Here is a 17,301-nt window from a genome sequence, read left to right on the forward strand (position 1 = left end):
GACGTCTCGCCCGTGCTCAAGCTCTACGGTGTAGCCGAGCTCGCGAAGAAGGTTGTCAGCTTCGGTGCGGAGTCGCTGGCGCAGAACGCGGTCATCGCTCAAGCCATGAATTGCGACGAAGGCGATGTGTTTGTACGGGCCGAAATGCGATTGGGCGGTGATCCGAAGATGCGGCAGGTCGGGGTTCGCCACCCGAAGCGCGGTCTCGACCCATCCCAGATGTTCAGGGCGGGGATCCTGTGGGTACATGCATGAACTTCCTTTTTTCATCGGAAAGGAGTTTGGCCAAATCAGAATCTGGCGAAGAAAAAGGGGACGCTCTGCTGAAGCTCCGCGCTGTAAGGAAGTTTGGTCACCGTCGACCTCCTTGCGCCGCGACCGATAAATCTCTGGTTCAGCCTTCGTGGCAGCGTCCAGAAGTGCGCCTGGCTCCCAAGGCTCCATAGTATCTCGGGAACCGCAAACGGTTAGGCGACCGCGGGTGTTTCTGCATCCATGAGACGGAAAAATCACTTCGCACCGAAAGGGAATTCGCGGCAATTTTTCCGTCCAGACGCAAGGGCGGACGAACCTTTCTCTCCCCCCCTCAGACCAACATCGAAGGCACTGGAAAAGTTCTATCTTTCCGGGGCATAGAGTCATGAGTGTTTGGCGACCCTGGCAGGATTCGAACCTGCAACCTGTCCCTTAGGAGGGGACTGCTCTATCCAGTTGAGCCACAGGGCCGTTCAACACTGTTCGCATGAACGGTTCGCGTTCACTCGTAGACTTGGCGACCCCAACAAATCAAGGCTCCAAAGCCTCTTGACCTGCCCCTTAGGAGGGGGCTGCTCTATCCAGTTGAGCCACGGGGCCTCGCCCAGCGTCCTAGCAAAGCCGCCGCGTGATGTCTCGGTCAAATCGACTGCCGCAAGGACGTCCCCGATCAGCGCCCGGGGCGGGCGTCCCTGCCTTCACCTGGCCGGGTAAATCCTGGCGGGCACGAGGGGCGCCGCCCCATTGTCGCTCGGGCCGATGGCGTATCGATGGCGGCCCTCGCTCCGCACCGCAACACTCGCGCGGCGCCCGGATCTCAGAGCCGGATGCGGTAGCGGGCGAAACCGGCTTCGGTCTCGGCGCCGGTCTCCTCGATCTCGACGCCCTTCACATCGGCGACATACCGTGCCGCCGCGGGCCCCGTGTCGAACAGGACGGTGGTGTCCTCCATCGGGGCGAAGCGCCAGTTGCCGTCCGCGACCGGGGAAATCGTGCCGCGATCGACGATGTAGCGCACGATGACGTCGCGGTTGGTGTCCGGCGCCTCGAAGACCGTCGTCTCGGGCGACGCGCCGGGGAAATTCCCGCCGCCGCCCGCGCGGTAATTGTTGGTGGCGACGATGAATTCCTGCGCCTCGCCCACGGGCGCGCCCTCGAATGTGAGGTTGACGATGCGCCGCGCGTTCTCGTGCGCCACGTTGCCGTCGGCATCGTAGCGCGCCGGCTGCGACAGGTCGATCTGATACTCCACGCCGTCGATCACGTCGAAATTGTAGGACGGGAAGTCGAGGTTCAGAAGCGTCGCGTCGGTCGCGCCCGGCTCGATCCGGTTGAACATGCCGGCCGAACGCTCCAGCCATTCGCGCACGTCGACGCCGGTGATCTTCACCGCCCGCACGGTGTTGGGATAGAGGTAGAGGTCGGCCACGTTCTTGATCGCGATATCGCCCGCCGCGACATCGGTGTAGTAATCCGGCCCGCCGCGCCCGCCGGCCTTGAACGGCGCCGCCGCGGAGAGGATCGGCAGCCCCTCGTGCGCCGTCCCCTTCATCATCTCCGCGATGTACCAGCTCTGCGCGTTCGACACGATCTGCACCGACGGGTCGTCCGCGACCAACGCGAAGTAGGAATAGAGCGGCGCCTCGGTCTGGCCCACCGCGCGGCGCACATAGGCCAGCGTCGCCTCGTGCGCCTCGGCGACCGAGGCGAGCACCGCCTCGTCGCTCTCCACTACCGGGGTGACGGAGCGGTCCTCGCCCCGCTCGTAGATCGGCCGGGTCGCGACATCGGTCGTGGCGACTCGCCAGCCGCCGCCATCCCGTTCCAGCATGAGGTCGATCACGCCGAGATGGCTGCCCCAGAACCCGCCCATAACCGCCGGCTTGCCACGGATCGTGCCGGCCGAGATGTCGGTACCGGCAAAGCCCTCGTAATCCGGCGACGGGAAGACGAGGTGCGAATGCCCGGTCATCAGCCCGTCGATCCCGTCCACCCCCGCGAGAGGCACGGAGGCATTCTCCATCCCTTCCTCGTGCCGGGGCGCGCCAATGCCGGAATGCGACAGCGCAATGACGATGTCCGCGCCTTCCTCGCGCATCTGCGGCACCCAGGCGCGCGCCGCGGCGACGATGTCGCGGGTCTGCACACGGCCCTCCAGGTGCTGGCGGTCCCAGTTCATGATCTGCGGCGGCACGAAGCCGATGATGCCGACACGGATCGGATGCGCCTCGCCGGCGCCGTCGGTGACCTGTCGCTCGAGGATCACGTAGGGCTGCACCAGCATCGTGTCGGCGGTGGGGCTCGCAGCCATCTCCTTGACGACATTGGCGGAAACGACCGGGAAATCCGCCCCGGCGAGCGATTTCATCAGGAAGTCGAGCCCGTAGTTGAACTCGTGGTTGCCCAGCGTCGAGGCGTCGAAGTTCATCGTGTTCATCGCGGTGACGACCGGGTGCATGTCCCCCTCCCTCATCCCCCGCTCATAGGCGATGTAATCGCCCATCGGGTTGCCCTGCAGGAAATCGCCGTTGTCGAGCAGCATCGAGTTCGTCGCCTCGGCACGGATCGCGGCGACATGCGCGGCGGTCCGCGCGAGCCCCACCGTGTCCGAGGGGCGGTCGGCGTAGTAGTCGTAGGGATGGACATGCACGTGCAGGTCCGTGGTCTCCATCAGGCGCAGATGCACCTGCCCGGCCTGCGCGCGGGCCGAGAACGGATGCAACACCGTCAGCGCGGCGGCGCCCGCGGTGCTGGTCAGAAAGGTGCGGCGATCGATGGACGGCATGGCTCGGCTCCTGTGACGGGGGATGCGCTCAATGTCGGCGGGATCTGTGACAGTCGCGCTACATTCTACGCCAGCTCGCCGGCAGACGCACCGGCCGTTTCGCGGATGGCCTGCCGCGCTGAGGTGTGCGCAGCCGCTGCGGCATCGCTTACCGATCCCGAGCGCGTGACCCCGCCCCGCAACTCTCCCCCGCTTCTTTGGGCCGGTAAATACTCCGGGGTGAATTGGCCGCTCTGCGGCCAAGAGGGGCAGCGCCCCTCCCCGGGCGCTGCGCACCGGCGCGGCACCGCCGCCGCGCCGGCCCGCGATCACGATTCCCCGCCGAGCGCCTCGTCGGTGATGTCGTGCGTCCAGGCGCCCTCGGGCTCCTCGGTGATCGCCGGGTTCTCCTCCGAGATCGCGGAAAGGAGCGTCTCCACCGTCTGCCGGTAGTCCGCCTCGTCGAGCGAGCCGTCCGACCCTTCGGTCAGCTTGGCGACCTCACCCATCATGTAGACCTGGTGGTCGAGCGTCTGCGCTCCGGTCATGTCGTTGTCGACGACGATCTGCGCGGCCTCCTCGGGGTTCTCCTCGGCCCATTTCCAGCCCTTCATGGAGGCGCGGACGAAGCGCTCCATCCTGTCGCGGAACGCCTCGTCCTCGAGATCCTCCTCGAGCACGTAGAGGCCGTCCTCCAGCATCCCGACGCCTTCCTCCAGATAGTTGAAGTTCACCAGCTCCTCCTCGGTGTAGCCGGCGTCGAGGATCTGGCCGTACTCGTTGTAGGTCATGGTGGAGATGCAGTCCGCCTGCCCCTGCAGCAGCGGGTCGACGTTGAACGCCTGCTTGAGCACCGTCACCCCGTCCTCGTCCGCCCCGTCCGTGTCGATGCCGAGTTGCGCCATCCAGGCGTAGAACGGGTACTCGTTGCCGAAGAACCAGACCCCCAGCGTGCGTCCCGGGAAGTCCTCGGGGCTTTCGACGCCGGTCTCCTTGAGGCAGGTGAGCTGCAGACCGCCGGTGGCGAAGGGCTGGGCGATGTTGACGAGCGGCACGCCCCGCTCGCGCGCCGCGAGCCCCGCGGCCATCCAGGTGACGATGACGTCGGCGCCGCCGCCGGCGATGACCTGCTCGGGCGCAATGTCCGGCCCGCCCGGCTTGATCGTCACGTCGAGGTTCTCGTCCTCGTAAAAGCCCTGGTCCTCGGCCACGTAATAGCCGGCGAACTGCGCCTGCGTGACCCATTTGAGCTGCAGCACCACCTCGTCCATATCCTGCGCCGCCGCCGGCAGCGCGAGGCCGAGCGTCAGCGCCCCGGCGATGATCTTGGTCTTCATGTCGTACCTCCTTGTGGGTCCCGGCTTCGCGCCCGGTCTCTCAGGACCGGTGCGACGGGTGCCAGAACGTGACCCGTTTCTCGATGGCGGCGATGGCGCCGTAAAACAGCGTCCCCGCCAGCGCCGCCACCGCAATCTCCGCCCAGACCATGTCGAGCGCAAGCTGACCCACGGAGGTGGAGATGCGAAACCCCACCCCGCGGATCGGCGAGCCGAAGAACTCGGCAACGATGGCACCGATCAGCGCCAGCGTGGTGGAGATCTTGAGCCCGTTGAAGACGAACGGCATCGCCGCCGGCAGGCGCAGCTTGACCAGCGTCTGCAGGTAGCTCGCCCCGTAGGTGCGCATCAGGTCGCGCTGCATCGCGCCGGTATCGGCCAGCCCCGCGACGGTGTTCACCAGCATCGGGAAGAACACCATCACCACGACCACGGCGGCCTTCGATTCCCAGTCGAAGCCGAACCACATCACCAGGATCGGCGCGGTGCCGACGATCGGCAGCGCCGCCATGAAGTTGCCCACCGGCAGAAGCCCCCGGCGCAGGAAATCGAACCGATCGGCGACGATCGCCACCGCGAAGGCGGCAACGCACCCGATCGCGTAGCCCGACAGCGCGCCCTTGAGGAAGGTCTGCACGAAATCCTCCCACAGCGTGCCGGTTCGCGCCGCGAAGGTCTCGGCGATGACGCTCGGCGCAGGCAGGATCACCAGCGGCACCTCGAGCCCGCGCACGACCAGCTCCCACATGCCCAGAAGCGTCGCGCCGAAGATCAGCGGCACCGCCAGCCGCGCCGCCGCCGTGCCCCGCGCCGGCCCGTTCGCGAGCGCCGCGTTCGCTGCCCAGCCCAGGGCCCAGAGCAGGAGCGCCAGCATCACCAGCCCCACGCCGCCCCTCCTTCTTCTCGTCCCAAATACTCCGCGGGGGGCTGCCGCAGGCAGCGGGGGGCGCGCAGCCCCCCTCCCCGGCCCGTTGCCCGCGCCGCCCGCATCAGCGCATCCCCATCCGGCCGAGGAGGGCGCGTTCGAGCGCCCCGAGGAGGCCGACCGACAAAGCCGCGAGGATCGCCGCGGCGAAGAGCGCCGCCCAGATCTGCTCGGTCTGGCCGTAGTAGCTTCCCGCCAGCAGACGCGCGCCGAGCCCCGCCGATGCACCGGTCGGCAGCTCTCCGACGATGGCGCCGATGAGCGAGGCGGCGATGCCGATCTTCAGCGACGCGAAGAGATACGGCATCGACGCGGGCAGCCGCAGCTTGGTCAGGACCTGCAGCCGCGACGCGCCGTAGGTCGCCAGAAGGTCGAGCTGCATCGAACCGGGGCTGCGCAGGCCCGTCACCATGCCGACGACGACCGGAAAGAACGACAGGTAGGCCGAGATGACGGCCTTCGGCACGATCCCCTGGATGCCCACGGAATACAGCACGACGATGATCATCGGCGCGATGGCGATGATCGGCACGGTCTGGCTGACGATGGCCCATGGCATCACGCTCATGTCCATCACCCGGCTGTGCACGATCCCGATGGCCAGCAGCACGCCGAGTGCGGTGCCGAAGACGAAGCCCAGCAGCGTCGCCGACATCGTCACCCAGCCATGCCAGATGAGCGAGCGGTTCGAGCTTACCGGCTCGCCGACGGTGCCGGCCCAGAGCTCGGCGGCCACCTGGTGCGGCGCCGGCAGGCGGGCGCGGTCCTGTCCGTAGGCGCCGGCGACGGCCACGCCCGGATTGCGCAGAGCCAGCGCCAGCCCGCTCATTCCGCGCCGGTCGGAGGCGCTTTCGGGCGAAACGGCGACATCCGCACGCGCCGCGGTCAGCACCGACTGGCCGGCGTTCATCGGGATGCAGGCGAGGTACCACAGCGCCAGGATCGCCGCGAGGACGGTCATCACGGGCAGGAGCGTGTGCGCCATGCCCTTCGCCCGGAGCGCCACGCGCCCCGACCGGCCGACACCGGCGCCCTGCGCCGCGATGGGGGCGGCCCGGGTCATGCGCCCCCTCCGACGGAGGCGCGGGCGTCGCGGACGGACGCCTCCGGCGGGAGTATTTGGAACGAGAAGAAGCAGGGGGACCGCCTGCTTTCCGAACGTGGGCGCCTTGTCATGCCGCCTCCATGCCCGCGCGCAGGCCTTCTCGGACGCGGTGGGCGATCTCGATGAACTCCCGGCTGTCGCGGATGTCGAGCGGGCGTTCCTTCGGCAGCGGGCTCTCGATCACGTCCGAGATCCGGCCCGGGCGCGGGCTCATCACCACGATCTTGGTCGACAGGTAAACCGCTTCGGGGATCGAGTGGGTCACGAAGAGCATCGTCTTGCCGGTTCGTGCCCAGAGCGCCAGCAGTTCCTCGTTCAGCCGGTCGCGGACGATCTCGTCGAGCGCGCCGAAGGGTTCGTCCATCAAGAGGATCCCCGCGTCGAAGCTGAGCGCGCGCGCGATGGAGGCGCGCTGCTGCATGCCGCCCGAGAGCTGCCAGGGGTACTTCTTTTCGAACCCGGCGAGGTCCACCAGTTCCAGCGTCTCGCGCACCCGGCGCGCCTTTTCGTCCTCGGAAAAGCCCATGATCTCCAGTGGCAGCCGGATGTTGCCGCCGATCGTGCGCCAGGGATAGAGGCCCGCCGCCTGGAACACGTAGCCGTAGGCGCGCGCGCGGCGCGCCGCGTCGGCGCTCATGCCGTTCACCGCCAGGGTGCCGCCGGTGGGCGTCTCAAGCCCCGCGACGCAGCGCAGGAACGTGGTCTTGCCGCAGCCCGACGGGCCGATGAAGGACACGAACTCTCCCGCGCCGATGTCGAGGCTCACGTCCTTCAGCGCGTGGACCGCACCATCGGTGGTCTGGAAGGTGAGATCGAGCGCATGGGCCGAGACGACGGGTGTCATGCGTGCCTCCCACCGCCTGTGCCGGAGCTGAGGCCGGCCGCTTGCCGCACATGGCGCGACACGTCCCCCGGCGCCGCGCTCCGGAGGATCGCCGCCCTCCGCCGTCTTTGTCTCACTCGCACGGGTAGAGTACCTCCTCGGTCGCACCGTCCGGCATGGTGAGCACGATCCCCTCGCCGTCCGGGGATTTCGCGATGCCGAGGACGAGGTCGAACCTGCCGTCCTGTCCGGCGCAGGACGCCATGAGTGTGCCGGTCTGGATCCCCGCGATCTGGCATGTCGCATCGCGCCAGGCGAGGTGTCCGGGCAGGATGGCGATACGGTCCTCGGCCTCGGACCCGGCGCCGTCCACATGCGCACAGCCCGCCTCGGTGCCGAGGGCGGCCTGCGCCTGCGCCGTCGTCGCCGCGCAGAGCACCGCCAGCACCGCGAGCGCGCGCATCACACCCCCGCCGGAATGTTCATCGGATCGCGGTGGATCTGCTTGGGCGCGGTCAGGGCCTTCCACTTCGACAGCGCCGTGTGCGCCGAGGGAAAGGCCGGGCGGGGTACATATTTGCCGCGGCCGGGCTGCGGCTGCGAGTTCTGACCCCAGGCCCAGATCACCTCTCCGCGGGAGATCGTGTAGCGCGGCTGCGCGACCACCTCGAAGCCCTCGAACACGTTGTAATCGAGGATCGAATGGTGGTTCGAGGCGCTGATCGTCTTCTTGATCGACGGGTCCCACACGACGATGTCGGCATCCGCCCCCTCCACGATGGCACCCTTCCGGGGGTAGATGTTGAGGATCTTGGCGACGTTCGAGGAGGTCACGGCGACAAACTCGTTCATCGTCAGCCGCCCGGTCTCCACCCCCCTGGTCCAGAGCACGCCGAGCCGCTCTTCGAGGCCGTTGGAGCCGTTCGGGATCTTGGTGAAGTCCTTGAGCCCCATACGCTTCTGTTCGGTCGAGAAGGCGGCATGATCGGTCGCGACGACCTGGAGCGAGCCGGCCGCCAGACCGGCCCAGAGCCCGTCCTGGTGCTCCTTCGACCGGAACGGGGGCGACATAACCCGGCGCGCGGCATGGTCCCAGTCCTTGTTGAAATACTCGCTCTCGTCGAGCGTCAGGAACTGCGCCAGCGGCTCGCCGTAGACGCGCATTCCCTTCTGGCGGGCGCGGCGGATCGCCTCGTGTGCCTGCTCGCAGCTCACGTGCACGATATAGAGCGGCACGCCCGCGGCGTCGGCGATGGTGATCGCGCGGTTGGCGGCCTCGCCCTCGAACTCGGGTGGGCGCGAATAGGCGTGACCCTCGGGGCCGGTGATGCCCTGCTCGAGCATCTGCTGCTGCATGTCCGCGACGAGATCGCCGTTCTCGGCGTGCACCATCGGCAGCGCGCCGAGCTCCTTGCAGCGCTTGAAGGAGGCGAACATCTCGTCGTCCTCGATCATCAGCGCGCCCTTGTAGGCCATGAAGTGCTTGAACGAGTTGACGCCCATGTCCACGGCGTCCTTCATCTCGTTGAAAATTGTCTCGTTCCAGCCGGTCACCGCGCAGTGAAACCCGATGTCCGAGCAGATCTGCGGCCCCGACTTGCGGTGCCACTCGTTGATGGCGTTCTTGATCGAGCCGTCCGCGCCCGGCAGCACGAAATCGATGGTCATGGTTGTGCCGCCGCAAGCCGCCGCCCAGGTCCCGGTCTCGAAGGTCTCGGCGGCCGTGGTGCCCATGAACGGCATTTCCATGTGGGTGTGCGGGTCGATGCCGCCGGGAATGACATAGGCGCCTTCCGCGTCGATCACCTCGTCGCCCTTGAGGTCCGCGCCGATCTCCTTGATCGTCTCCCCCTCGATCAGGATATCCGCCTTCCAGGTGCGGTCGGCGGTGACGATGGTGCCGTTCTTGATGACCTTGGTCATGGTCTCTCCCCGTGATCTGTGGCGCGGTCTGGCGGTCGCCGCGCATCTCTTCGTCCTGTGCCGACCGGGAACTCCCCGGTCATTCGCCGACGCCGACGCAGACCGGGTTGCCGTCGGCGTCGCGTACCGGCTCGGCCACGCGCGCGCCTTCGGCCATCACCGACTGGCAGCCGTTCTCGTCGATCATCAGCGTCGCGCCCTCGGTGTCCGAGACCAGCGTGGTGCCACCGACCTGGCGGATGCCGGTCTCGGCGCCCGCACCGCCGCCGCCCGAGACGGAACAGCCCGCCGCGAGGGCAAGCGCAAGCGCGGCCGCGAGCTGCCTCACGAGACGATCTCCGCCGTCTCGACCACCGCGTGCATCAGCACGTCCGCACCGGCCGTGGCCCAATCCTTGCTGATCTCCTCGGCCTCGTTGTGCGACAGCCCGTCCACGCAGGGGCACATGACCATGGCCGTCGGCGCCACCTGGTTGATCCAGCACGCGTCGTGGCCTGCGCCGGAGACGATGTCGCGATGCGAATAACCCAGCCGTTCCGCCGCATCCCGCACGGCTCCGACACAGCCGGGATCGAAGGTCACCGGATCGAAATGGCCCACCGGCTCGATCTCGATCCCGAGGCCCAGATCCTTCGCGATAACCGCCGCCTCGTCCTCCAGCCGCGCCCGCATCGAATTGAGCTTGTCGAGATCGGGCGAACGGAAATCGACGGTGAACACCGCCTTGCCGGGGATCACGTTGCGCGAATTGGGGTAGACATTGGCCTGCCCCACCGCGCCCACCGCGTCGGGCAGATGGTCCATGGCGATCCTGTGCACCGCCTCGGTGATGCGGGCCATGCCGAGCCCGGCATTCACCCGCATCTCCATCGGCGTGGATCCGGTATGCGCATCCTTGCCGGTCAGCGTCACCTGCAGCCACCACAGGCCCTGGCCGTGCGTGACCACGCCGATATCCTTGCCCTCGGCCTCCAGGATCGGGCCCTGTTCGATATGCAGCTCGAAGAAGGCGTGCATCTTGCGCGCGCCCACCGGCTCGTCGCCGCGCCAGCCGATCCGGTCGAGCTCCTCGCCGAAGCGCTTGCCCTCGGCATCCTCGCGCGCCTCGGCCCAGTCCTGCTCGTGCACGCCGGCGAAGACGCCGGAGGCCAGCATCGCCGGGGCGAACCGCGTGCCTTCCTCGTTGGTCCAGTTGGTCACCACGATCGGATGCCGGGTCTTCACGCCGAGATCGTTGAGCGTGCGCACGACCTCCAGCCCGCCGAGAACGCCCAGCACGCCGTCGTACTTGCCGCCGGTCGGCTGGGTGTCGAGATGGCTGCCGACATAGACAGGCAACGCGTCGGGATCGGTGCCGTCGCGCTGCGCGAACATGTTGCCCAGCGCGTCGAGCCCCATGGTGCAACCCGCCGCCTCGCACCAAGACTGGAACAGCGCGCGCCCTTCGGCGTCGGCGTCCGTCAGCGTCTGGCGGTTGTTGCCGCCGGCCACGCCCGGCCCGATCCGGGCCATCTCCATGATCGTCTCCCAGAGACGATCGCCGTCGATCCTGAGGTTCTCACCCGGTGCTGGCCCTGTCGCTGGCCCCGATGCCGTCATGTCACATCCCCGTCTGTCGCGGCGCCGGCACGCTTGACCGCGCCGCCGCAGGTTTTTTACCAATTGGTAAAGCGACGATTGCAACCGGGTGCCAGCCTGTCAAGCGACCGTTCGGCCCCTCCGGCGCACCGGCGCCCGGCGAATGGGCATAGTGCCGCGTATCTCATCACGGGAAGGATCACCATGGCCGAGGACGGCTCCCGAGCGCTGGCGGACCGGCCCCGGAGCCGCATCCAGACACGCAACCGCCGGCGCATTCTCGACGCTGCCCTCGACGTCTTCTCCCAGCACGGCTTTCGCGGCGCGACGCTCGACCAGATCGCCGCGCAGGCGGGCATGTCCAAGCCCAACGTCCTGTATTATTTCGACAGCAAGGACGCGATCCATGTGACGCTGCTGAACGCCCTGATGGCCGAATGGCTCGCGCCGCTTGACGCGCTGGACGCCAGCGCCGATCCGCTTTCGGCGCTCATGGACTACGTGCACCGCAAACTCGAGATGAGTTTCGAGATGCCGCGCGAAAGCCGGCTCTTCGCCGGGGAGATCCTGCAGGGCGCGCCGCGTATGGCGCCGCATCTGGACAGCGCGCTCGCGCCGCTCTTCGTGGAGAAATGCGCGCTGATCCGGGGCTGGAGCGCGGCGGGCCTGATCGCGCCGGTCGATCCCGAGCACCTGATCTACTCGATCTGGGCGGTCACGCAGCATTACGCCGATTTCGAGGCCCAGGTCGCCGCGCTCACGCCCGAACCTGACGGCGCCCGGGCACGGGCGACGGCGCATGTCGACACGCTCTTTCGGCGGCTTCTGGCCCCCGCCGGTGACGCGGCGCAGACCGGCGCCCCCGATTGATGATTCTTCTATACACCGTTAACTTCTCTGCGATAGCAGTGGCTACTGGGTCACAAAGGTAACGATCATGCAGGCTGTTGCGACTTTCGAGGATGCGCCCATCACGCGCGACCGCGACGTGTTCGTGCGCGAACTCCTGAGCGAATTGGCCACGCTGCTGGAAAGCGGCGTCGGGCTTGAACAGACCGCATCGTACATTGCCCGTGTGGGCGACAGGATCGGCTCGGAGATGAACTGCGAATATGTTGGCGCCGCCGGGAACGGCAAGCTGTCCGTAGACCAGGTGGCCGCCGCGCTCGTGGACCTCAAGAGGCGGATCAACGGCGGCTTCTCGGTCGAGAGCATCGAAGAGGATTGCATCGTGCTGGTGAACACCGCCTGCCCCTTCGGTCGCTACGTGAACGGACGGAGGTCGCTTTGCATGATGACCTCCAGCGTGTTCGGCCGCCTCGCGGCGGACAATCTAGGCTATGCGCGGGTTGAGATCGACGAAGCCATCGCCCGGGGCGATCCTGGCTGCCGCGTGCTCGTGCATCTCAGTCCCGGCGACGCGGGCTTCGAATATCACGGCTGACCCGCCGCCGCTCCGGCGGTTTACCATCCATTAACCCGATCGGGTGACGATCCGCTGGATGGCACAGATCCTTATATCCACCGCCCCCACGGCGCGTCCCGGCCCGGGCCGGGAGCAATGGCTTCAACAGCTTTTCGCCGCCAAGGCGGTAGACCGCGGCGGCGTGGTGCGCCGCGCCGTGCGGGACGTGGAGCGGATGGTTGGCCGCGACCGCTTCATCGAGGCGGTCGCGGAGCGGGGCTTCCACCTCGTCGAAAGCGGCGGCCAGTTCGTGGTGATCTGCAATGCCGGCCGGATGCAGGTCCACCTCTGAGCCGGGCGCCGGCACAATATTGGCCCAAGATTGTGCCCGGATCCTTGCCTTAAAATCCGTACCCGCCCTACTCCGCCGCCGTTACCGCGGCCGGATTGTTGGGGTGCGTGGTCCAGTTGGCATATGCGTCCTCGACCGTACGCCCGGTGCGCGGATCGACGCTGCCCGACGCCAGTTCCACCATCGTGATGCACTCCTCGACCGGGCAGACATCGACGCAGAGGTTGCAGGCCACGCATTCTGCGTCGATCACCTCGAACACCCGTCCCGGCTTCATAGCGATGGCCTGGTGGGAGGTGTCCTCGCAGGCCGCGTAACAGCGCCCGCACTTGATGCAGGCCTCCTGGTCGATGCGCGCCTTGGTGACGTAGTTGAGATTGAGATACTGCCAGTCGGTCACGTTCGGCACCGCGCGGCCGACCACGTCGGCGACCGAGGCATGCCCCTTCTCGTCCATCCATGCCGACAACCCGCGCTTCATCTCCTCCACGATCCGGAACCCGTAGGTCATCGCCGCCGTGCAGACCTGCACATTGCCGCAGCCGAGCGATATGAACTCCGCCGCGTCGCGCCACGTCGTCACCCCGCCGATCCCGGAGATCGGCAGCCCGCGCGTGACCTCGTCGCGGGCGATCTCGGAGACCATCGACAGCGCGATGGGCTTGACCGCGGGCCCGCAATAGCCGCCATGCGATCCCTTGCCGTCGATCGACGGCTCCGGCGACATCGTGTCGAGGTTCACCGAGGTGATCGAGTTGATCGTGTTGATCAGCGACACCGCGTCCGCCCCGCCGTTCCGCGCCGCCGCCGCCGGCTTGCGGATATCGGTGATGTTGGGCGTGAGCTTCACGATCACCGGCCGGTCGTAGTACTGCTTGCACCAGCGCGTGACCATCTCGATGTATTCCGGCACCTGCCCGACGGCCGAGCCCATGCCGCGCTCGCTCATCCCGTGCGGGCAGCCGAAGTTGAGCTCGATCCCGTCCGCGCCCGTCTCCGCCACGCGCGGCAGGATCGCCTTCCACGCCGCCTCCTCGCAGGGCACCATGATCGAGGCGATCAGCGCCCGGTCGGGCCAGTCGGCCTTCACCCGCGCCATCTCCTCGAGGTTGGTCTCCAGCGGCCGGTCGGTGATCAACTCGATATTGTTGAGCCCCAGAAGCCGCCGGTCGGCGCCATGAATCGCCCCGTAGCGCGGCCCGTTCACGTTCACCACCGGCGGACCCTCGGACCCCAGCGTCTTCCACACCACACCGCCCCAGCCTGCCTCGAAGGCACGGCGGACGTTGTATTCCTTGTCCGTCGGCGGCGCCGAGGCGAGCCAGAACGGATTGGGGCTCTTGATGCCCACGAAGTCGGTCTCGAGATTGGCCATGCCGCTGATCTCCCTGTTGCCGCCGGATCGTCCCGGCTCTTCCCGGCGCCGCCTAGGGTGGGCCATCTGCCCACCCCGCACCGCTATCCGTCCGTGTCCAGCGCGGCGTGAATGTCCGCCGCCGCGTCGCGCCCCTCGGCCACCGCGACCACAGTCAGGTCCTCGCCGGGCGTGCAGTCGCCGCCGGCCCAGACCTTCGCCATGGACGTGCGCCCGGCGCCCGTGACCTTCAGTTTGCGGCCCTGCATCTCCAGCCCAGGTGCCGGCACGAACGTCTGGCCGATGGCGCGGAACACCTGGTCGGCCGGCAGGCGCATCGTCTCGCCGGTGCCGCGCAGGCCCCCGTCCCCGTCCTCCGCGGTGTATTCCAGCTCGATCTCCGCCGCGGCGCCGTTGCCGTGGATCGCCTTGGGCTGCGCGTTGCAGACGATCCGCACCCCGCGCGTCGCCGCGAGGTCCTGCTCGTAGCGTGAGGCGCCCATGCGGTCCTGCGACCGCCGGTAGGCGATGGTGACGTTCTCGGCGCCCAGAAGCTTGGACTGCACCGCCACGTCGATCGCCGTCATGCCGCCGCCGATCACCACCACGTTGCGCCCCACAGGAAGGGTCGACAGGTCGGAGGCCTGGCGAAGCTCCGCGATGAAGCCGACCGCGTCGTCGACGCCCTCCCGATCTGCCCCCTCCACGTCGAGCCTGTTCACGTCGCCCAGCCCGACGCCGAGGAAAACCGCGTCGAACTCCGCCGCCAGCCCCTCCAGCGTCAGGTCGCGGCCGAGCGCCCGGCCGTAATCGAAGGTGATTCCGCCGATCTCGGCCAGCCAGGCAACCTCGCGCGCCGCGAAATCGTCCACCGACTTGTAGGCGGCGATGCCGTATTCGTTGAGCCCGCCGGGCTTCGGCCGCGCCTCATAGACCGTCACGTCGTGGCCGCGCCGCGCCAGCCCGTGCGCGCAGGCGAGCCCCGCCGGACCCGCGCCGACCACCGCGATCCGCTTGCCGGTCGGCGCCGCACGATCGAACGGGTGCCCCTGCCGGGCCATCACGCTGTCGGTGGCGTGGCGCTGCAGCCGCCCGATCTCCACCGGCTTGCCCTCGGCGGTCTCGCGCACGCAGGCGCCCTCGCACAGATCCTCGGTCGGGCAGACTCGCGCGCACATGCCGCCGAGGATGTTCGCCTCAAGGATCGTGCGCCCCGCCGCCTCCGGCTGCCCGGTCGCGATCTGCCGGATGAAGAGCGGTATGTCGATGTCCGTCGGGCACGCCTCCACGCAGGGCGCATCATGGCAGAAGTAGCAGCGATCCGCCGCCACGGCCGCCTCGTGCGGCGACAGCGGCGCATGCAGGTCCTCGAAATTCGACGCGATCTCCTGGGGCGACAGGCGGGCTGGCGCAATGCCTGGGGTCAGCGGGTCGGCCATGACGTCCTCCGGCTCTTGATGTCGTCGAAGACTGCCACGATCGGATTTTTTATCAAACGGTAAAATTCCGTTTTGCCGATGCGGTCCGGAGTTCGCGTGCCCGGCGCACAGAAATTCATCGCGCGGAGCCCGACATGCCGGGACGCCGCATCTTGGGCACGCCGCCTCGCCATCCACAACTTAATGCCTGAGTCACGAAAATATCGCTTTACACTCAGCTTCGGACACAGGCACGATATGTGGTAAGGGCGGCGCGTCAGATCGCTTGCCCTAGAGCAGGCACCAAGCGCTTGGGGGCGCTGCCAGCCCCGGGCGCGACAACAGCAGAGGTTGGCGCCATGGCATTGTCCGAGCAGTTCCTGGAAGACGACATCCACCCGATCGACATCACCCAGCACCTGGCCGAGCACAACGACTGGGATTTCGACCGCGTGGGCGACGACCAGATCGCCATGGCGGTGGAGGGGCAGTGGCGCACCTACTCGATCACCCTCGCCTGGTCGGGCTACGACGAGACGCTGCGCCTGATCTGCACCTTCGAGATGGAGCCGCCCGAGGAGCGCATGGGCGCGCTCTACGAAGGGCTAAACCGCGTCAACGACCAGTGCTGGGCCGGCGCGTTCTCATACTGGGCGGAACAATCGCTCATGGTCTACCGCTACGGCCTGGTGCTCGCCGGCGGCCAGGTGGCCAGCCCCGACCAGATCGACACGATGATCGCCGCCGCGATCCTCTCGGCCGAGCGTTACTACCCGGCCTTCCAGCTCATCGCCTGGAGCGACCAGACCCCGAAGGCCGCCCTGCAGGTCGCCATTGCAGAGGCCTACGGCCGCGCGTAAACCTGTCCCCCGGTGATCGAACGCGAGCCGGGGAGACATCATTCATGCAGGACACCGACATCGCCCGCCGCGGCCTTCTGCTGCTGGGCTGCGGCAGGATGGGCTCGGCCATGCTCGAGGGCTGGCTCTCCCGCGGCCTGCCCGCGGAGGCCGTCTGGGCGCTGGATCCGCATCCCTCCGACTGGCTGCAGGCGCAGGACGTGCATCTCGACGGCGATCTGCCCGTCGATCCGGCCATCGCCCTCGTGGCCGTGAAACCGCAGATGATGCGCGACGCGCTGCCCACGCTGACCACGCTGGCGGGCGGCCGCACGCTTTTCGTGTCGGTCGCGGCCGGCATCTCCATCGCCACGTTCGAGGCGCTGCTCGGGCGGCAGACGCCGATCGTGCGTGCCATGCCGAACACGCCGGCGGCCATCGGCCGCGGCATCACCGCGCTGGTCGGCAATGACCAGACGACCGAAATGCATATGCAACAGGCCGAACTCCTGCTCTCGGCGGTGGGGGAGACCGTGCGCCTCGACACCGAGGACCAGATGGACGCGGTCACCGGCACCTCCGGCTCCGGCCCGGCCTATGTCTTCCACATGATCGAGGCGCTCGCCGCCGCGGCCGAGGCCGAGGGCCTGCCCTCGGAGCTCGCGCTCCGGCTGGCACGCGCCACCGTCGCCGGCGCGGGCGCGCTGGCCCAGGAAACCGGCACGGACCCGGCCGAGCTGCGCCGCAACGTCACCAGCCCGAACGGCACGACACAGGCCGGGCTCGACGTGCTGATGGACGAAGAAACGGGCCTGCGCCGCCTCATGCACGACACGGTCGCCGCCGCCGCGAGGCGCTCGCGGGAGCTTGGCCGTGACGGATGAGATCGCCTTCGACGACTTCCTGAAGGTCGACATCCGAGCCGGCACGATCCTGCGCGCCGAACCCTTCCCCGAGGCCCGGAAGCCGGCGATCAAGCTCTGGATAGATTTCGGCCCCGAGATCGGCGAGAAGAAATCCTCGGCCCAGATCACCACGCATTACACGCCCGAGTCGCTTGTCGGCCGGCAGGTGATGGCCGTCGTCAACTTCCCGCCCCGCCAGATCGGCCCGATCCGCTCGGAGGTTCTCGTCCTCGGCGCCTCGGATACCGAAGGCACCATCGTCCTCATCGCCCCCGACCGAGAGGTCCCGAACGGCGCCCGGATGCACTGAGCCCGCCC

General features: G+C 68.0%; 18 protein-coding genes and 2 tRNA genes. 7 read left to right on the forward strand and 13 right to left on the reverse strand.

Annotated elements, in window-relative coordinates; genetic code table 11:
- Positions 1-12 precede the first annotated feature (12 nt).
- Positions 13-255, forward strand: coding sequence for a hypothetical protein (locus F3H57_RS02195; protein ID WP_149754221.1), 243 nt, complete (start codon positions 13-15; stop codon positions 253-255).
- A 394-nt stretch (positions 256-649) separates the two neighbouring features.
- Here the strand turns inward: F3H57_RS02195 and F3H57_RS02200 are convergent.
- From F3H57_RS02200 to F3H57_RS02250, 11 genes are all read right to left on the reverse strand, one after another.
- A tRNA-Arg gene (locus tag F3H57_RS02200) sits at positions 650-726 on the reverse strand.
- A 44-nt stretch (positions 727-770) separates the two neighbouring features.
- Positions 771-855: transfer RNA gene (locus tag F3H57_RS02205), tRNA-Arg, on the reverse strand.
- A gap of 217 nt (positions 856-1,072) precedes the next feature.
- Positions 1,073-3,040 (reverse strand): bifunctional 2',3'-cyclic-nucleotide 2'-phosphodiesterase/3'-nucleotidase, encoded by a 1,968-nt coding sequence (locus F3H57_RS02210; RefSeq protein ID WP_149754222.1) that lies wholly within the window; start codon positions 3,038-3,040, stop codon positions 1,073-1,075.
- Between the two features lie 308 nt (positions 3,041-3,348).
- The gene (locus tag F3H57_RS02215; RefSeq protein WP_149754223.1) at positions 3,349-4,356 is read right to left on the reverse strand and encodes an ABC transporter substrate-binding protein; all 1,008 of its coding nucleotides are present in this window, start codon (positions 4,354-4,356) and stop codon (positions 3,349-3,351) included.
- A gap of 40 nt (positions 4,357-4,396) precedes the next feature.
- The gene (locus F3H57_RS02220) at positions 4,397-5,242 is read right to left on the reverse strand and encodes an ABC transporter permease (RefSeq protein WP_149754224.1); all 846 of its coding nucleotides are present in this window, start codon (positions 5,240-5,242) and stop codon (positions 4,397-4,399) included.
- Between the two features lie 103 nt (positions 5,243-5,345).
- Entirely contained in the window at positions 5,346-6,266 is a 921-nt protein-coding gene (locus F3H57_RS02225) for an ABC transporter permease (protein ID WP_223162928.1), read from the reverse strand.
- 187 nt (positions 6,267-6,453) lie between these two features.
- On the reverse strand, positions 6,454-7,230 hold the full coding sequence (locus F3H57_RS02230; protein ID WP_149754226.1) for an ABC transporter ATP-binding protein: 777 nt from the start codon (positions 7,228-7,230) through the stop codon (positions 6,454-6,456).
- Between the two features lie 112 nt (positions 7,231-7,342).
- Positions 7,343-7,672: a hypothetical protein gene (locus tag F3H57_RS02235; protein WP_149754227.1), complete on the reverse strand. Its 330-nt coding sequence runs from the start codon at positions 7,670-7,672 to the stop codon at positions 7,343-7,345.
- Entirely contained in the window at positions 7,672-9,132 is a 1,461-nt protein-coding gene (gene hydA, locus F3H57_RS02240; RefSeq protein WP_149754228.1) for a dihydropyrimidinase, read from the reverse strand. The genes F3H57_RS02235 and hydA overlap by 1 nt, the downstream gene beginning before the upstream one ends.
- A gap of 79 nt (positions 9,133-9,211) precedes the next feature.
- Complete coding sequence (locus tag F3H57_RS02245) at positions 9,212-9,460, reverse strand: hypothetical protein (protein WP_149754229.1); 249 nt, start codon at positions 9,458-9,460, stop codon at positions 9,212-9,214.
- A complete protein-coding gene (locus F3H57_RS02250; RefSeq protein WP_149754230.1) occupies positions 9,457-10,731 on the reverse strand; it encodes a Zn-dependent hydrolase in 1,275 nt (424 codons plus the stop codon). The genes F3H57_RS02245 and F3H57_RS02250 overlap by 4 nt, the downstream gene beginning before the upstream one ends.
- Positions 10,732-10,914: 183 nt before the next feature.
- Between F3H57_RS02250 and F3H57_RS02255 the strand changes: the two genes are divergently transcribed.
- The 3 genes from F3H57_RS02255 (at position 10,915) to F3H57_RS02265 (ending at position 12,467) form a co-directional block, all read left to right on the forward strand.
- On the forward strand, positions 10,915-11,580 hold the full coding sequence (locus F3H57_RS02255; protein WP_149754231.1) for a TetR family transcriptional regulator C-terminal domain-containing protein: 666 nt from the start codon (positions 10,915-10,917) through the stop codon (positions 11,578-11,580).
- 67 nt (positions 11,581-11,647) lie between these two features.
- Positions 11,648-12,154 carry a methanogen output domain 1-containing protein gene (locus F3H57_RS02260; protein ID WP_149754232.1) on the forward strand — a complete coding sequence of 169 codons (507 nt, stop codon included), beginning with the start codon at positions 11,648-11,650 and terminating at the stop codon, positions 12,152-12,154.
- A gap of 58 nt (positions 12,155-12,212) precedes the next feature.
- Positions 12,213-12,467, forward strand: a complete 255-nt coding sequence (locus F3H57_RS02265) for a hypothetical protein (RefSeq protein WP_149754233.1) — start codon at positions 12,213-12,215, stop codon at positions 12,465-12,467.
- Positions 12,468-12,534: 67 nt separating this feature from the next.
- On the opposite strand, the gene preA is transcribed toward F3H57_RS02265, so the two are convergent.
- Positions 12,535-13,842 carry an NAD-dependent dihydropyrimidine dehydrogenase subunit PreA gene (gene preA / locus F3H57_RS02270; RefSeq protein ID WP_149754234.1) on the reverse strand — a complete coding sequence of 436 codons (1,308 nt, stop codon included), beginning with the start codon at positions 13,840-13,842 and terminating at the stop codon, positions 12,535-12,537.
- 83 nt (positions 13,843-13,925) lie between these two features.
- Positions 13,926-15,260 carry an NAD(P)-dependent oxidoreductase gene (locus tag F3H57_RS02275; protein WP_149754235.1) on the reverse strand — a complete coding sequence of 445 codons (1,335 nt, stop codon included), beginning with the start codon at positions 15,258-15,260 and terminating at the stop codon, positions 13,926-13,928.
- Between the two features lie 338 nt (positions 15,261-15,598).
- Between F3H57_RS02275 and F3H57_RS02280 the strand changes: the two genes are divergently transcribed.
- Genes F3H57_RS02280 through F3H57_RS02290 form a run of 3 tightly spaced genes read left to right on the forward strand, consistent with a single transcriptional unit; the run spans position 15,599 to position 17,293 of the window.
- Positions 15,599-16,099, forward strand: coding sequence for a type III secretion system chaperone family protein (locus F3H57_RS02280; RefSeq protein ID WP_149754236.1), 501 nt, complete (start codon positions 15,599-15,601; stop codon positions 16,097-16,099).
- A gap of 44 nt (positions 16,100-16,143) precedes the next feature.
- Positions 16,144-16,962: a pyrroline-5-carboxylate reductase gene (gene proC / locus F3H57_RS02285; RefSeq protein ID WP_149754237.1), complete on the forward strand. Its 819-nt coding sequence runs from the start codon at positions 16,144-16,146 to the stop codon at positions 16,960-16,962.
- Positions 16,952-17,293, forward strand: a complete 342-nt coding sequence (locus tag F3H57_RS02290; RefSeq protein WP_149754238.1) for a tRNA-binding protein — start codon at positions 16,952-16,954, stop codon at positions 17,291-17,293. The genes proC and F3H57_RS02290 overlap by 11 nt, the downstream gene beginning before the upstream one ends.
- Positions 17,294-17,301: the final 8 nt, after the last annotated feature.

Source organism: Roseivivax sediminis, from assembly GCF_900112685.1.
Taxonomy (GTDB): domain Bacteria; phylum Pseudomonadota; class Alphaproteobacteria; order Rhodobacterales; family Rhodobacteraceae; genus Roseivivax; species Roseivivax sediminis.

What these genes read in the sequence shown, in the direction of transcription:
- F3H57_RS02210 (WP_149754222.1), bottom strand. Translation starts at nt 3,040, where the DNA reads ATGCCGTCCATCGATCGCCGCACCTTTCTGACCAGCACCGCGGGCGCC.
- F3H57_RS02215 (WP_149754223.1), bottom strand. Translation starts at nt 4,356, where the DNA reads ATGAAGACCAAGATCATCGCCGGGGCGCTGACGCTCGGCCTCGCGCTG.
- F3H57_RS02225 (WP_223162928.1), bottom strand. Translation starts at nt 6,266, where the DNA reads ATGGCGCACACGCTCCTGCCCGTGATGACCGTCCTCGCGGCGATCCTG.
- F3H57_RS02230 (WP_149754226.1), bottom strand. Translation starts at nt 7,230, where the DNA reads ATGACACCCGTCGTCTCGGCCCATGCGCTCGATCTCACCTTCCAGACC.
- F3H57_RS02235 (WP_149754227.1), bottom strand. Translation starts at nt 7,672, where the DNA reads ATGCGCGCGCTCGCGGTGCTGGCGGTGCTCTGCGCGGCGACGACGGCG.
- hydA (WP_149754228.1), bottom strand. Translation starts at nt 9,132, where the DNA reads ATGACCAAGGTCATCAAGAACGGCACCATCGTCACCGCCGACCGCACC.
- F3H57_RS02250 (WP_149754230.1), bottom strand. Translation starts at nt 10,731, where the DNA reads ATGACGGCATCGGGGCCAGCGACAGGGCCAGCACCGGGTGAGAACCTC.
- F3H57_RS02255 (WP_149754231.1), top strand. Translation starts at nt 10,915, where the DNA reads ATGGCCGAGGACGGCTCCCGAGCGCTGGCGGACCGGCCCCGGAGCCGC.
- F3H57_RS02260 (WP_149754232.1), top strand. Translation starts at nt 11,648, where the DNA reads ATGCAGGCTGTTGCGACTTTCGAGGATGCGCCCATCACGCGCGACCGC.
- F3H57_RS02265 (WP_149754233.1), top strand. Translation starts at nt 12,213, where the DNA reads ATGGCACAGATCCTTATATCCACCGCCCCCACGGCGCGTCCCGGCCCG.
- preA (WP_149754234.1), bottom strand. Translation starts at nt 13,842, where the DNA reads ATGGCCAATCTCGAGACCGACTTCGTGGGCATCAAGAGCCCCAATCCG.
- F3H57_RS02275 (WP_149754235.1), bottom strand. Translation starts at nt 15,260, where the DNA reads ATGGCCGACCCGCTGACCCCAGGCATTGCGCCAGCCCGCCTGTCGCCC.
- F3H57_RS02280 (WP_149754236.1), top strand. Translation starts at nt 15,599, where the DNA reads ATGGCATTGTCCGAGCAGTTCCTGGAAGACGACATCCACCCGATCGAC.
- proC (WP_149754237.1), top strand. Translation starts at nt 16,144, where the DNA reads ATGCAGGACACCGACATCGCCCGCCGCGGCCTTCTGCTGCTGGGCTGC.